Genomic DNA, 14,889 nt, shown 5'->3' on the forward strand with positions numbered 1-14,889 from the left:
GCTGCTGGGCATCAGCCGTTCACGCAATTGGGCGTAGCCCGGCAGGTTCAAGTCCAGGCGCAGGGAGGCGCGGCCGCGCCGCCAGCGCCACAGGCACAGCAGCGCCAGGCCCAGGCGCGGCAACAGGCCATAGACCAGCAGCACGCCGACCAGCCAGGCGGCCCAGGCCTGGCGGGCGCTTTCGATGTTCAGAGCGGCGTCGCCACTGGCGCGGATCATGTCCACCGTTGGCACGCTGAAGCCCAGCAGCGCCGGCAGCGCGCCGAGGGCCTGGGTCATGGCGACGAAGGTCTCGCCGCCCAGGAGGGTGGTTTCCCAGACGAAGCCATAGCGCCGGGTCGCCATCAGCAGCAGGACGATGACCAGCGCACTGAGCATCGCCAGCAGCCACAGACCATTGACCAACACGCCGAGGGCCCAGCGATTGAGTTTGTGCCGTTGCAGCAACAGCAGCAGGGCCGGTGCCAGTTGGGCGGCCTTGGCGTCGCGGGCGAGTTTTTCGCTGAGCCACAGCCACAGGCGTCCCAGCGTGGCACCTTGCTCGCCAGCGAACATCAGGCCCAGGGCCCAGCCGATGAGCAGGATCAGGTTCAGCCCCAACAGACTGCCCAAGGCCCAGAAGACATTGACCGGCGTTTGCCCGTCGCCGAGTGCGGCAAAGCCCAGGCCGGCGCCGCTGATGATAGCGAGCAACGCCAATGCGACCAGCGCCAGGCGCGCCCCTTGCAGCCAATGGCGCAGGGCCTCGGTGAGGCCATCGCGTTCGGCCAGCCAGCGGGCGCGGTGGCGGATGCGCGTGGCCAAGTCGCCGCCGGCCCCACGGGCCAGGCGATTGGCTTCCTGGTCCTCGAGCGGGCCGGCGTGTTCTTCACGCAGGCGTATTGTCTCGGTCAACCAGAGGTTCTGCAGTACTGTCACGAGTGCTTCCGTTGCTCGAATGAGGGTTGAGCATAACCGCTGTGATGCCTGTCGGGGTACGCCGAGCCTCTGGTATCCTCGCGGCCATGAACAAAACTCTCCCCTTAAGCCTGATCGCAGCCCTCGGTGAAAACCGTGTGATCGGCGTCGACAACAGCATGCCCTGGCACCTGCCGGGGGATTTCAAATACTTCAAGGCCACCACCCTGGGCAAGCCGATCATCATGGGGCGCAAGACCTGGGATTCCCTCGGTCGACCGCTGCCGGGACGCCTGAACATCGTGGTCAGTCGCCAGTCGGGCCTGGTGCTGGAGGGCGCAGAAGTGTTTTCCACCCTGGAGGCTGCGGTGGCGCGGGCCGAGGCGTGGGCACTGGAGCAGGGCGTCGACGAGTTGATGTTGATCGGCGGCGCCCAACTGTACGCCCAGGCCCTGGGGCAGGCGGATCGACTGTACCTGACCCGCGTGGCGCTGAGCCCTGAGGGTGACGCGTGGTTTCCTGAGTTCGATTCGAGCCAGTGGACGCTGGTTTCGAACCAGCCGAACCCGGCTGAAGGGGACAAGCCGGCCTACAGCTTTGAGGTGTGGGAGAAGCTGTAAGCCCTGTGGGAGAGCAATGCCTGTGGGAGCAAGGCCTGTGGGAGCAAGGCTTGCCCGCGATGAAAGCGACGCGGTCTACCATGGATCGAGGTGACCGGATCGCGGGCAAGCCTTGCTCCCACAAGCTTTGCTCCCACAGGTATCAGGGCAATCAAGCGTGCACCAGCTCCCCATGCTCCTGCGCATCGAGCAACGCCTTGTCAGTCTGCTGCATCACCTGGCTGGTAATCGCCCCGGCGGTGATCGAGCCGCTGACGTTCAACGCCGTACGGCCCATGTCGATCAGCGGTTCGACGGAAATCAGCAAGGCGACCAGCGAGACCGGCAAGCCCATGGCCGGGAGCACGATCAGCGCGGCGAACGTCGCACCGCCACCGACCCCGGCCACCCCGGCCGAACTCAACGTCACGATCGCCACCAGCGTCGCGATCCACACCGGATCCAGCGGGTTGATGCCCACAGTCGGCGCGACCATCACCGCCAGCATGGCCGGATAAAGGCCGGCACAACCGTTCTGGCCGATGGTGGCGCCGAACGAGGCGCTGAAGCTGGCAATCGCCCGTGGGATACCGAGGCGACTGGTCTGGGCTTCGATGCTCAATGGGATGGTGGCCGCGCTGGAGCGGCTGGTGAAGGCGAAGGTCAGCACCGGCCAGATCTTGCGGAAAAAGCGCAACGGGTTGATCCCGGCAGCGGACACCAGCAGGCCATGGACCACGAACATCAGGCCCAGCCCCAGGTACGACACCACGACAAAACTGCCGAGCTTGATGATGTCCTGCAGGTTGGAACCGGCCACCACCTTGGTCATCAGCGCCAGTACACCGTACGGCGTCAGCTTCATCACCAGGCGCACCAGGCGCGTCACCCAGCTTTGCAGGGTGTCGATGGCGTTGATCACTTTCTGGCCTTTCTCCACGTCGTCCTTGAGCAACTGCAACGCCGCGACCCCGAGGAACGCGGCGAAAATCACCACGCTGATGATCGAGGTCGGCTTGGCCCGGGCCAGGTCGGCAAAGGGGTTCTGTGGGATGAACGAAAGCAGTAATTGCGGGATGTTCAGGTCGGCGACCTTGCCGGCGTAGTCGCTCTGGATCACTTGCAGGCGCGCCAGTTCCTGGGTGCCGGCCACCAGGCCTTCGGCGGTGAGGCCGAACAGGTTGGTCAGGCCAATGCCGATCAGCGCGGCGATGGCGGTGGTGAACAGCAGCGTGCCGATGGTCAGGAAGCTGATCTTGCCCAGGGACGAGGCGTTATGCAGGCGGGCCACGGCGCTGAGGATCGAGGCGAAGACCAGCGGGATCACGATCATTTGCAGCAACTGCACGTAGCCGTTGCCCACCAGGTCGAACCAGTCGATCGAGGCCTTGAGTACCGGGTTGCCGGCGCCGTAAATCGTGTGCAGCGAAATGCCGAACACCACGCCCATAAGCAGTGCCAGCAGCACTTTCTTGGCCAGGCTCCAGGTGCGGTGACGGGTTTGTGCCAGGCCGAACAGCAAGGCGAGGAACACCAGAAGATTGAGGAACAGCGGCAGATTTATCAAAAGAGACTCCGATAAGACGTGCCAGTCGCCCGAAGCCGCGACTGTGAGTCGGGAAGCCTAACAGCCTGATAACTAATGAATTAATACTAAAAACGCATGTAGATTGTCGTTTATGGAATATGGCAGCGGCGTTTACGGATATGTCGCTGGCGCTATCAAGACGCAAGCGGTCGCGGGTAGGCGAGGACTGTCACAAGCATTTGTTAGCGTCGAGTTCTTTTGAACCCGGGAGAAATGCCGATGAAGCTCGCACCTCGTTTTCTCGCTGTCGCCTTGAGTCTTGGTCTCGCTGGCCAGGCACTCGCTACCGATCTCAAACACTGGCCGGCGGAACAAGCCAAGGCCCTGGAGACGATGATCGCGGCCAACGCCAACAAGGGTAACTACGCGGTGTTCGACATGGACAACACCAGTTACCGCTACGATCTGGAAGAGTCGTTGCTGCCGTTCATGGAGAACAAGGGCCTCATCACCCGGGAAACCCTGGACCCATCCTTGAAGCTGATGCCGTTCAAGGACACCGCCGACCACAAGGAAAGCCTGTTCAGCTACTACTACCGCCTGTGCGAAGTGGATGACATGGTCTGCTACCCATGGGTGGCCCAGGTGTTCTCCGGCTTTACCCTCAAGGAGCTCAAGGGCTATGTCGACGAGCTGATGGCGTCCGGCAAGCCAGTGCCGACCACGTATTACGACGGCGACAAGGTGGTCCAGTACAACGTCAACCCACCGAAAGTCTTCACCGGCCAGGCTGAGCTGTACAACAAGCTGATGGAAAACGGCATTGAGGTCTATGTCATGACCGCCGCTTCCGAAGAGCTGGTGCGCATGGTCGCTTCCGATCCGAAGTACGGCTACAACCTCAAGCCGCAGAACGTGATCGGCGTGACCACGCTGCTCAAGGACCGCAAGACCGGCGAGCTGACCACCGCGCGCAAGCAGATCACCAACGGCAAATATGACGAGAAGGCCAACCTCGGCCTGGAGTACACGCCTTACCTGTGGACCCCGGCGACCTGGATGGCCGGCAAGCACGCGGCGATCCTGACGTACATCGACGAATGGAAAAAACCGGTGTTGGTGGCGGGTGACACGCCGACCAGTGACGGCTACATGCTGTTCCACGATGTGGACGTGGCCAAGGGCGGTATCCACCTGTGGGTCAACCGCAAGGACAAGTACATGACCCAGATTAACGGCATGATGGCCAAGCACGCCGCGGCCCAGGCCAAGGAAGGACTGCCGGTGACGGCGGACAAGAACTGGGTGATCGTCAAACCTGAAGATATCCAGTAAGCCGGTAATGATCGTTCCCACGCTCTGCGTGGGAATGCATACCGTGACGCTCCGCGTCACTGGACGCAGAGCGTCCCTTGCGGCATCCCCACGCAGAGCGTGGGAACGATCAGCCCCGCACTTGGCGGGGCTTTTTTATGGGCGGTTGCAGCGCTTACAAGCCGTCAAGCATCGCCTTGTTCCGCACCGCGCCCTTGTCGGCGCTGGTGGCGAGCAGGGCGTAGGCCTTGAGGGCCGTGGTGACTTTGCGTGGACGTACTTCCACCGGTTTCCAGCCCTTGTTGTCCTGTTCGACGCGGCGCCCGGCCAGTTCTTCGTCGCTGACCAACAGGTTGATCGAGCGGTTCGGAATGTCGATCAGGACCTTGTCGCCATCGCGCACCAGGCCGATGGCGCCGCCCGCCGCAGCCTCCGGCGAAGCGTGGCCGATGGACAGGCCCGAGGTACCGCCGGAGAACCGGCCATCGGTCAGCAGGGCGCAGGCTTTGCCCAGGCCCTTGGACTTCAGGTAGGAGGTTGGGTAGAGCATTTCCTGCATGCCCGGGCCGCCTTTCGGACCTTCGTAGCGAATGATCACGATGTCGCCGGCCTTCACTTCGTCAGCGAGGATGCCGCGCACGGCGCTGTCCTGGCTTTCGAAAATCTTCGCGTTGCCTTCGAACACATGGATCGACTCATCGACGCCGGCGGTTTTCACCACGCAGCCATCCAGGGCGATGTTGCCGTACAGCACGGCCAGGCCGCCCTCTTGGGAGTACGCGTGCTCGACGCTGCGGATGCAGCCGTTTTCACGGTCGTCGTCCAGGGTTTCCCAACGGGTCGACTGGCTGAACGCGGTTTGCGTCGGGATGCCCGCCGGGCCGGCCTTGAAGAAGTGATGCACGGCCTCGTCGGTGGTCTGGGTGATGTCCCACTTGGCGATGCCTTCGGCCATGGTCTTGCTGTGCACGGTCGGCAGGTCGGTGTGCAACAGGCCGCCACGGGCCAGGGAACCGAGGATGCTGAAGATCCCGCCGGCACGGTGCACGTCTTCCATGTGGTACTTCTGGATGTTCGGCGCGACCTTGCACAGTTGCGGCACGTGACGGGACAGGCGGTCGATGTCGCGCAGGTCGAAATCGATCTCGGCTTCCTGGGCAGCGGCCAGCAAGTGCAGGATGGTGTTGGTGGAACCGCCCATGGCGATGTCCAGGGTCATGGCGTTTTCGAACGCCTTGAAGTTGGCGATGTTGCGTGGCAACACCGACTCGTCGTTCTCACCGTAGTAGCGCTTGCACAGCTCGACGATGGTCCGGCCGGCCTGCAGGAACAGCTGTTCGCGATCGCTGTGGGTGGCCAGGGTCGAACCGTTGCCCGGCAGGGCCAGGCCCAGGGCTTCGGTCAGGCAGTTCATCGAGTTGGCGGTGAACATGCCGGAGCACGAACCGCAGGTCGGGCAGGCGCTGCGCTCGTACTCGGCGACCTTCTCGTCAGAGGCGCTGGAGTCGGCGGCGATGACCATGGCGTCGACCAGGTCGAGGCCGTGGCTGGCGAGCTTGGTCTTGCCGGCTTCCATCGGGCCGCCGGAGACGAAGATCACCGGGATGTTCAGGCGCAGGGCGGCCATGAGCATGCCCGGGGTGATCTTGTCGCAGTTGGAGATGCACACGATGGCGTCGGCGCAATGGGCGTTGACCATGTACTCGACGGAGTCGGCGATGATCTCGCGGCTCGGCAGCGAATAGAGCATGCCGTCGTGGCCCATGGCGATGCCGTCGTCCACGGCGATGGTGTTGAATTCCTTGGCAACGCCGCCAGCGCGCTCGATTTCCCGGGCAACCAGCTGGCCGAGGTCCTTGAGGTGGACGTGGCCCGGTACGAACTGGGTGAAGGAGTTGGCAATGGCGATGATCGGCTTCTTGAAGTCGTCATCCTTCATCCCCGTGGCGCGCCACAAGGCACGGGCGCCGGCCATGTTGCGGCCATGGGTGGATGTTTTCGAGCGGTAATCAGGCATGGAGCACTCCGGGCGGCTAATCAGGTACTTATCAGGTATCAATGGGGAAGTGAGCTTCTGTCGACGTCTGGAGCACCCGGGTTTGGCCGTGTGTCCGCAAGTGGCTGATGACTTTGCAGGATCACTGCGCGCCTCAGCATGAGCTCATAAACCCGCCGGGGATGAATGGCGATGAATGACGCGATTCTACACCGCTGGCGCCAGGATGAAATGACGCAAAGCGCCGATCGGGCGCCAATGTCGTGCGCGGGATGACGACTGGCAGCGTTCAATCGGCCAGCAACCCCTTGTAGCGATGCCGGACCAGGGCATTGAGTGCCAGCCCCAGCAGGCTGAGCAGGACCAGGCAGAGGGCCAGGGTGAGCTGCAAGTCCAGCGGGGTGAGGCTGATCGCGGCGCTGGTCAGCCCGCCGAGGATGAAGATCAACACGCTACCGGCCGAGGCCGATGTGCCGGCCCGCTCGGGAAATCTGTTCATGGCTTGGGTGTGGGCGGCTGCGCGGGCGATGGTCGTTCCGGCGGTGCACACGATCATGGGCAGCAACAGGGTGGTGACTGACAAGCCCAGGTGGCTGGAGAGCCCCAGCATCAGGACCCCCGCCGAGAGGATCAGGACCAGGCCGGTGATGATTTGCGTCTGCGAGTCGATGCGATTGCTCAGCACGGACGCCACCGCGCCCCCGCCAATATAGGCCAGCCCATAGCCCAGCAGCGCCAGTGAAAAAGCCTCGGAGGAGAGGTGCAACTGGTCGATCAGGACCAACGGTGAAATGACAATGAACGAAAAGTGGCAGGAAAAAGCCAGCGCCGAGGTTAGCCAATAGGCCATGAAGCTGAAGTCCGCGCAGACCGTTCGATAGGCTGCGATGAAATTCAGGCGCCTGGGTTGGCTACCTGCCGTGGAGCGTTCAAGTAAAAGACAGGCGCTTGCGAATACACCCATGGCCAGGACAATGAACACCAGGAAGCTGCCACGCCAGCCCATCCAGCTTTGCAGCCCGGTGCCGGCCAGGGGTGAAACGGAAATGAAAATCCCCCCGCAGGTGACCAGGAAGATTCGCAGTCGCTGCTGTTCCCGGCCAGTGAACAGGTCTTGGATCAGCGCCTGGGACAGCACGAAACAACCGCACCCCAAGGCCTGGACGACACGGAAGAAGAGAAAGGTCCAGTAGCTGTCGGCGAACACGCAACCTGTTGCTCCGATGGCTGCAACGGTGATCCCGATCAGCAGTAGATTTTTTCGCCCCATGACGTCGGAAAGCGGACCGATCAGCAGTTGCGAAAGGGCGATACCCACTGCGAACAGGCTGACAGACAGGGCGATATCGGAGGATGGGCTCTGAAAATGCTCGGACAGTGCAGGGAATGAGGGCAGCACCACATCGATTGGAAAGACGCCGAGCAATGTCAGCATCAGCAACAAGCCGACGGTGGCCGGTTTGCGGGTAGCCAGGCGGTTTTGCGGATCAGTCATGAGGCGTTCCAAGGCGTCCCTGAGGGGTCGCTTTCAATCCTAATGCGTCATGTCCGCCCGTCACGGGGAGATTGAGTAGGACGGCTCTGGTAATTGCGTGGGGGTTCTCCTACAGACTTATTCAGACGCGCAAAAAAAAATCGCAGCCAAGGCCGCGATCAGCATGCAATTGGAGTGTGCGGGGCACAGCGCTACGGCACTGGCCCCGCCCGGCCTCAGCTGTTGGGCAACAACCGGCAGGTGATGCTCTTGATGTAGCGGGTTTCGGCGATGGCCGGGTGTACCGGATGGTCTGGCCCCTGGCCGCCGCGTTCGAGCAGTTGGATGTTGCGGTCCAGATGACGAGCACTGGTCAGCAGGATGTTTTGCAGATCGTCTTCGGGCAGGTGCATCGAGCACGACGCGCTGACCAGGATGCCGTCCTTGCTGAGCAGGCGCATGGCTTGCTCGTTGAGGCGGCGATAGGCGCCTTCACCGTTTTTCAGGTCTTTCTTGCGCTTGATGAAAGCGGGTGGGTCGGCCACGATCACGTCGAAACGCTCTTCGCTGGCCTTGAGTTCCTTCAGGGCTTCGAACACGTCGCCTTCGATGCAGGTCAGCTTCTCGGCGAAGCCGTTCAACGCGGCGTTGCGCTCGACACCGTCGAGGGCGAAGGCCGAGGCATCGACGCAGAACACTTCACTGGCGCCGAACGCGGCGGCTTGCACGCCCCAGCCGCCGATGTAGCTGAACAGGTCCAGTACACGCTTGCCCTTGGCGTACGGGGCCAGGCGTGCGCGGTTCATGCGGTGGTCGTAGAACCAGCCGGTTTTCTGGCCTTCCATGACCGGCGCTTCGAACTTCACACCGTTCTCTTCCAGGGCGACCCATTCCGGCACCAGGCCGAACACGGTCTCGACGTAGCGGTTCAGGCCTTCGGCGTCACGGGCCGCGGAGTCGTTCTTGAACAGGATGCCGCTGGGCTTGAGCACCTGGGTCAGGGCGGCGATCACGTCGTCCTTGTGGGCTTCCATGGTGGCCGAGGCGATCTGCACCACCAGGATGTCGCCGAAACGGTCGACCACCAGGCCTGGCAACAGGTCGGAGTCACCGTAGACCAGGCGATAGAACGGCTTGTCGAACAGCCGCTCGCGCAGGGACAACGCCACGTTGAGGCGATGCACCAGCAGGGATTTGTCCAGCGGCAGCTTCACGTCACGGGACAGTAGCCGGGCGCAGATCAGGTTGTTGGGGCTCATCGCAACGATGCCCAGCGGCTTGCCGCCGGCGGCTTCGAGGATGGCCTGGTCGCCGGCCTTGAAGCCGTGCAGCGGGGTGGCGGCTACATCGATTTCGTTACTGTAGACCCACAGGTGGCCGGCGCGCAGGCGACGGTCGGCGTTGGCTTTGAGGCGCAGGCTAGGCAGGGACATGACGTCGCTCCGGAAAAAAGAGCGGGAGTATACCGTGTTGCAAGGGTTGACGGGCTTGAAGGACGATCGGTGGCCCGGCGGTGTATCGGATCCATCTTTAAGGGTTAGAATCCCCGCCTGACCTGGAGTGTGTACGCATGTCCAAAGAACTTTCCGCTGAACAGATCCAACAGTCCCTGCAAGGCATCAGTGTGCCGCCCCAGCCGCAGATCATGGTGGATCTGCAGATGGAGCAGTACATGCCCGATCCGGACCTGGAGACCATCGCCAAGTTGATCTCCCAAGACCCGGGCCTCTCGGGCGCCCTGCTCAAGATCGTCAATTCGCCGTATTACGGCCTGCGCAACAAGATCACCTCGATCCAGCGCGCGGTGAACCTGCTGGGCAGCCGTTCGATCATCAACCTGATCAATGCGCTGTCGATCAAGGGCGAGTTGCACGACGACGCCATCGTCACCTTGAACCGCTTCTGGGATACCGCCCAGGACGTGGCGATGACCTGCCTGACCCTGGCCAAGCGCGTCGGCCTGGAGAACGGTGACGAAGCCTATGCACTGGGGTTGTTCCACGATTGCGGTGTGCCGTTGATGCTCAAGCAGTTCCCCAGCTACATGGGCGTGCTGGAAGAGGCCTACGCCAATGCCAGCGCCGAGTGCCGGGTAGTGGACACCGAGAACCGTGAGTTCAACACCAACCATGCGGTGGTCGGTTACTACACTTCCAAATCCTGGCGCCTGCCGGATCACGTCAGCCAGGCCATCGCCAACCACCACAATGCCCTGGCGATCTTCAGCGACGAGTCTTCACGCAACAACAGCCCGTTGAAGAACCTGCTGGCGATCCTGAAAATGTCCGAGAACATCTGTGCGTCCCACCGGGTGCTCGGCAATCAGGCCGAAGACCACGAGTGGGATTGCGTCGGGAGCCTTGTGCTCGATTACATCGGGTTGTCGGAATACGACTTCCAGACCCAGAAACAGGAAATTCGCGACCTCGCCACTCGTTGAGTGCGGGGCTTCGCCTGACTCGAGAGCCTCATGCCAGAACTGCCGGAAGTCGAAACCACCCGTCGCGGAATCGCGCCCCATCTTGAAGGCCAGCGGGTCAGCCGCGTGGTGGTCCGCGACCGCCGCCTGCGCTGGCCGATCCCGGAAGATCTCGACGTGCGGCTGTCGGGCCAGCGCATCGTGCAGGTAGAGCGGCGGGCCAAGTACCTGTTGATCAATGCCGAGGTCGGCACGTTGATCAGCCACCTGGGCATGTCCGGGAACCTGCGCTTGGTGGAAGTCGGCATGCCGGCCGCCAAGCACGAGCACGTGGACATCGAGCTGGAGTCCGGCCTGGCCTTGCGCTACACCGACCCGCGCCGCTTTGGCGCGATGCTCTGGAGCCTCGACCCGTTCAATCACGAGCTGTTGATTCGCCTGGGTCCCGAGCCGTTGACCGACCTGTTCGATGGCGAACGGTTGTTCCAGCTTTCGCGGGGGCGGTCCATGGCGGTCAAGCCGTTCATCATGGACAACGCGGTGGTGGTGGGCGTGGGCAATATCTACGCGACCGAGGCCCTGTTCGCCGCCGGGATCGACCCGCGCCGGGCCGCCGGGGGCATTTCCCGGGCGCGTTACCTGAAGCTGGCGATCGAGATCAAGCGCATCCTCGCCCATGCCATCGAGCGCGGCGGCACCACGCTGCGGGACTTTATCGGCGGGGATGGCCAACCCGGCTATTTCCAGCAGGAACTGTTCGTCTACGGCCGGGGCGGGGAGTTGTGCAAGGTGTGTGGTACGGGGCTGCGGGAAATCCGCCTGGGCCAGCGCGCCAGCGTCTGGTGTCCACGCTGTCAGAGCTGATTTGTCCTACGGTCTATAGTCAGTATTTAGCCGAAGGATCGCCCATGAAACTGCTTCGACCTGTCGTTCTAGCGCTGCTGCTGAGTGTCGGTTTGCCTGCCCTGGCAAGCGACGGCAGCGGCGACCCGCGCTACACCATCCAGAACCCGCCGGCCTTCGCCATGATCGGCGACCTGCTGATTGCCCGTCCGCTGCTGCTCGCCGCCACAGTGATTGGCGCCGGGGCATTCGTGGTGTCGTTGCCCTTTACCGCGCTGGGTGGCGGGGTCGGTGATGCGGGGAAGGCGTTGGTGGTGGACCCGGCGAAGGCCACGTTTGTGCGGTGCCTGGGGTGTATTGGGGAGGGGTTTGAGCGGCAGGAGTGAAGGTCAACAGTTACATCTTGGTGGTGGCTGAGGGCCTCTTCGCGAGCAAGCCCGCTCCCACAAAGGATGTGCTTAGGACACAAATTATGTGAACACAGTCGATTCCTGTGGGAGCGGGCTTGCTCGCGAAGAGGCCGGCAAAGACGCTACAAAACCTGGCTCATGCCTTGCCAGTAATCTTGCGATACTTCGCCATCAACTGTTCTTCAGTTTCCGGATGGGCCTCGTCCAGGGGGATGCAATCCACCGGGCAAACCTGCTGGCACTGGGGTTCGTCGTAATGGCCGACGCACTGGGTGCACAAGTTCGGGTCGATGACGTAGATTTCCTCGCCTTGGGAAATGGCCTCGTTCGGGCATTCAGGTTCGCAGACGTCGCAATTGATGCAGTCGTCGGTGATGATCAGGGACATGCAGGCTCCTGCCGGGGCGTTGGGCCCGGGCATATGAAAACGTATGGGCGCAATTGTGCCGCATTGGCGAGCGCAGTGCACGCGGGCGCGATGGACTGCGCCGCGCTGCGAGGTGGCTCGCAGCGCCAGCCGGTTATTTCTTGAAGCGCAGGGTCAGCGCATCGGCCACGGCCGGGTGGACGAACTTGGTGATATCTCCGCCCAACGCCGCGATTTCCCGGACCAGCGTCGAGGAAATGAAGGAGTAGCGCTCCGACGGCGTCAGGAACAGGCTCTCGACGTCCGGTGCCAGTTGGCGGTTCATGTTGGCCAGTTGGAACTCGTACTCGAAGTCCGAGACTGCCCGCAGGCCACGCAGGAACACATTGGCGTTCTTTTCCTTGGCAAAGTGCGCCAAAAGCGTCGAGAAACCGACCACTTCCACGTTGGGCAGGTGCTTGGTGACCTCGCGGGCCAGTTCCACACGTTGTTCCAGCGGGAACAGCGGGTTTTTCTTCGGGCTGGCGGCGACGGCAATGATCACATGGTCGAACAGGCGCGCGGCGCGTTCGACCAGATCGCCATGGCCCTTGGTAATAGGGTCGAAGGTACCTGGGTACAACACTCGGTTCATCGCGTCGTCCTGGCGGGAGTTCGTTGGGGAGTCGGATGGTATCGCAGCCTTCTCGGTCGGCCAAGTCGGCTGTTGCGTAAGAAAGCACTATAGACGCTGCGAATAATCCGGATATTCATGGATTTTTCAGGCGTTCGGCCAGGGCCGTCGCCAATTGCGCGGTCAGTCCGTACACCGATAACTGCGGGTTGGCGCCGATGCTGGTGGGGAACAGCGAGCCGTCATGGATCGACAGGTTGCCCAGTTGGTGATGGCGGCCAAGGCTGTCGGTGACGGCGGTTTTCGGGTCTTCACCCATGGCGCAACCGCCCATCACGTGGGCGCTGCCCAGGCGTGTGCGGTACAAGGCAAGGTCGAGTCCGTCGATCAGTGTGCGGGCTTCGGCCAGGGTCGTTACGTAGCGTGCATCGCTGTGCAAAGGCATGACTGCCTTGGCGCCACCGGCAAACTGGATCTCGGCCATGCTGTGGAAGGCCCGGCGCAAGCCATCCCAGGCATACGGCGTAACGGGATAATCGAGCACGGGCGTGCCGTCGCTGCGCAACTCGACGCTGCCGCCGGGGCTGTCCGGATGAAAACCGTCGCGCAACAGCGCCAGCATGGCGTGGGTATGGGGCAGTCGGGACATGTGCAAAGCGTTCTCGGGGCCGAACCCGCCCAATAGCGTGGCGGCCAGGGCCGGGTGCAAGGGCGGGACTTCAAGCTTGTAGGACATTTTGCCGGTGGTGCCGTCCTGCCATTGGAAATGATCCGAATAAATCGATTGCGGTGCGCCGTAGAACGGGTTGATGACCTCGTCGAATTGCCCGGCGGACATGTTTACCAAGTGCAGGAAGGTGCGCTTGCCCACACGTTCATGCGGGTCTGGCGCATCGGAGCGCAGCAGCAACCCGGGACTATTGATGCCGCCGCCCGCCAGCACGTAATGCCGCGCCTTGACGGTGATGCGCCGCCCGGTCGGCGCCACGCAACGTTCATCCATGGCTTGGCACTCGAGGGCGATGACGGCATCGTTTTTGATCGTCAGACGCTCGGCCCGCGCCAGGTAAAGCAGCGCGCCGCCCTTGTCCAGCGTGGCCGGGATGGTGGTAACCAGCATCGATTGCTTGGCGTTGGTCGGACAGCCCATGCCGCAATAGCCCAGGTTCCAGCAGCCGCGTACGTTGCGCGGGATGACGTGCCAGGCGTAGCCCAATTGTTCACAGCCTTTGCGGATTACGTCGTTGTTGGCATTGGGCGGAACCAGCCACGGTGCCACGCCCAGGCGTTGTTCCATCTGCGCAAACCAGGGCACCATTTCAGCGCGGCCGTGGCCTTTTACGTTGTGCTCGGCGGCCCAGTGGTCGAGGGTCTGGTCGGGCGTGCGGAAGCTGGAGGTCCAATTGATCAGCGTCGTGCCACCGACGGCCCGGCCCTGGAGAATGGTGATGGCGCCGTCCTTGCTCATGCGCCCGAGGCCTTCCTGATACAGGCTGCTGTAGGCCTGGTCTTCGAGCAGCGTGAAGTCATGACTGGTCTTGAGCGGACCTTCCTCGATCAGCAACACGCGGTAGCCGGCGGCGCTGAGAATTTCCGCCGTGGTGCCGCCGCCAGCACCGCTGCCAACGATGGCCACGTCCGCTTCCAGGGTCAGGTCCTGGGACAACTGCGCGCCGTTGTAGGTGGTCCAGCCACGGGCCAGGCCTTCGCGGAAGGGATCGGGTACGGGCATGTTCAGGGCTCTCTTATTGTTATGGATGGACGATGAAGAACCCTGTGGGAGCGGGCTTGCTCGCGAAGGCGGCTGTACATTCAACATTTATGCAAGCTGACACACCGCCTTCGCGAGCAAGCCCGCTCCCACAGGAGTTGGGCCTGGCTTTCAAATCTTGGGCGGTCCTGGATATCCACAATGCGCCCAGGCCTCGGGTCGGCTGTACCAGGCCATCATCACCAATTGCAGCAATGAGCAATGGCCTTGTCGCAACAGGTCCAGCGAGCTGTTTTCCCACCGTCCGAGGAACAGGCGGATGTCATCGGCGCTGGCGTTTTCCCACGGGCCCCAGACCCCGGTCAGCGGCCCGCGGGTAATGCCCAGCGTGAGCACGTCGAACAGCTGGCGCGTGAGCTTGAGCATGGCAGGGGACAGGTGGGCCAGGCTGCTGTCCAGGCTTCGCAGGGTCGCGTCAGTGGCGGCGGGGATCTGTCCGACGGCCACTGCGCCGTCCAGCATCACGGGAATGACGCTGCGTAAAAATGGCAGGTCGCTGTCGCGCAGGGCCGCCAGGCCGTTGGCCGGTTGGCTTGGCGAGCAACCGCTCAGGCTGGCGCCTACACCGACTGTGGCCAGGAAGGCGCTGGCGCCGAGACTGAACTTCAGCAGGCCGCGCCGTGACAGCGCGGGTGTATCGGTGAGGCTTGGGTTCATT

The 14,889-nt window shown here is 62.7% G+C and carries 14 protein-coding genes; 5 read left to right on the forward strand and 9 right to left on the reverse strand.

From position 1 onward, the window contains the following. Window positions 1-918: DUF2868 domain-containing protein (locus tag CFII68_RS10110; RefSeq protein WP_018609441.1), on the reverse strand; the 918-nt coding region annotated here is incomplete at its 3' end. An 86-nt stretch (window positions 919-1,004) separates the two neighbouring features. Here CFII68_RS10110 and CFII68_RS10105 point away from each other — a divergent pair. Continuing rightward, window positions 1,005-1,517: a dihydrofolate reductase gene (locus CFII68_RS10105; RefSeq protein WP_018609443.1), complete on the forward strand. Its 513-nt coding sequence runs from the start codon at window positions 1,005-1,007 to the stop codon at window positions 1,515-1,517. Window positions 1,518-1,668: 151 nt separating this feature from the next. On the opposite strand, the gene CFII68_RS10100 is transcribed toward CFII68_RS10105, so the two are convergent. Next, a complete protein-coding gene (locus CFII68_RS10100) occupies window positions 1,669-3,060 on the reverse strand; it encodes an L-cystine transporter (RefSeq protein ID WP_033062731.1) in 1,392 nt (463 codons plus the stop codon). A gap of 243 nt (window positions 3,061-3,303) precedes the next feature. On the opposite strand from CFII68_RS10100, the gene CFII68_RS10095 reads away from it, so the two are divergent. Continuing rightward, window positions 3,304-4,359 (forward strand): hypothetical protein, encoded by a 1,056-nt coding sequence (locus CFII68_RS10095; RefSeq protein ID WP_018609447.1) that lies wholly within the window; start codon window positions 3,304-3,306, stop codon window positions 4,357-4,359. A gap of 154 nt (window positions 4,360-4,513) precedes the next feature. On the opposite strand, the gene ilvD is transcribed toward CFII68_RS10095, so the two are convergent. The 3 genes from ilvD to CFII68_RS10080 form a co-directional block, all read right to left on the reverse strand. Then, window positions 4,514-6,355: a dihydroxy-acid dehydratase gene (gene ilvD / locus CFII68_RS10090; RefSeq protein ID WP_018609449.1), complete on the reverse strand. Its 1,842-nt coding sequence runs from the start codon at window positions 6,353-6,355 to the stop codon at window positions 4,514-4,516. Between the two features lie 268 nt (window positions 6,356-6,623). Beyond that, window positions 6,624-7,829, reverse strand: a complete 1,206-nt coding sequence (locus CFII68_RS10085; RefSeq protein WP_018609451.1) for an MFS transporter — start codon at window positions 7,827-7,829, stop codon at window positions 6,624-6,626. A 215-nt stretch (window positions 7,830-8,044) separates the two neighbouring features. Further along, complete coding sequence (locus CFII68_RS10080; RefSeq protein ID WP_003206543.1) at window positions 8,045-9,241, reverse strand: class I SAM-dependent rRNA methyltransferase; 1,197 nt, start codon at window positions 9,239-9,241, stop codon at window positions 8,045-8,047. A 191-nt stretch (window positions 9,242-9,432) separates the two neighbouring features. On the opposite strand from CFII68_RS10080, the gene CFII68_RS10075 reads away from it, so the two are divergent. Genes CFII68_RS10075 through CFII68_RS10065 form a run of 3 tightly spaced genes read left to right on the forward strand, consistent with a single transcriptional unit; the run spans window position 9,433 to window position 11,456 of the window. Next, on the forward strand, window positions 9,433-10,248 hold the full coding sequence (locus CFII68_RS10075; RefSeq protein ID WP_172681187.1) for an HDOD domain-containing protein: 816 nt from the start codon (window positions 9,433-9,435) through the stop codon (window positions 10,246-10,248). 30 nt (window positions 10,249-10,278) lie between these two features. Next, window positions 10,279-11,091, forward strand: coding sequence for a bifunctional DNA-formamidopyrimidine glycosylase/DNA-(apurinic or apyrimidinic site) lyase (gene mutM / locus CFII68_RS10070; protein ID WP_003206537.1), 813 nt, complete (start codon window positions 10,279-10,281; stop codon window positions 11,089-11,091). A 44-nt stretch (window positions 11,092-11,135) separates the two neighbouring features. After that, window positions 11,136-11,456 carry a hypothetical protein gene (locus CFII68_RS10065; protein ID WP_018609455.1) on the forward strand — a complete coding sequence of 107 codons (321 nt, stop codon included), beginning with the start codon at window positions 11,136-11,138 and terminating at the stop codon, window positions 11,454-11,456. Between the two features lie 160 nt (window positions 11,457-11,616). On the opposite strand, the gene CFII68_RS10060 is transcribed toward CFII68_RS10065, so the two are convergent. The 4 genes from CFII68_RS10060 to CFII68_RS10045 form a co-directional block, all read right to left on the reverse strand. Continuing rightward, window positions 11,617-11,868: a YfhL family 4Fe-4S dicluster ferredoxin gene (locus tag CFII68_RS10060; protein WP_003206534.1), complete on the reverse strand. Its 252-nt coding sequence runs from the start codon at window positions 11,866-11,868 to the stop codon at window positions 11,617-11,619. A 133-nt stretch (window positions 11,869-12,001) separates the two neighbouring features. Next, a complete protein-coding gene (gene coaD / locus CFII68_RS10055) occupies window positions 12,002-12,481 on the reverse strand; it encodes a pantetheine-phosphate adenylyltransferase (protein WP_003177462.1) in 480 nt (159 codons plus the stop codon). Between the two features lie 115 nt (window positions 12,482-12,596). Then, entirely contained in the window at window positions 12,597-14,192 is a 1,596-nt protein-coding gene (locus CFII68_RS10050; RefSeq protein WP_018609459.1) for a GMC family oxidoreductase, read from the reverse strand. Window positions 14,193-14,342: 150 nt separating this feature from the next. Next, entirely contained in the window at window positions 14,343-14,888 is a 546-nt protein-coding gene (locus tag CFII68_RS10045; RefSeq protein WP_018609464.1) for a hypothetical protein, read from the reverse strand. Window position 14,889: the final 1 nt, after the last annotated feature.

Source organism: Pseudomonas sp. CFII68, assembly GCF_000416195.1.
Classification (GTDB): Bacteria; Pseudomonadota; Gammaproteobacteria; order Pseudomonadales; family Pseudomonadaceae; genus Aquipseudomonas; species Aquipseudomonas kilonensis.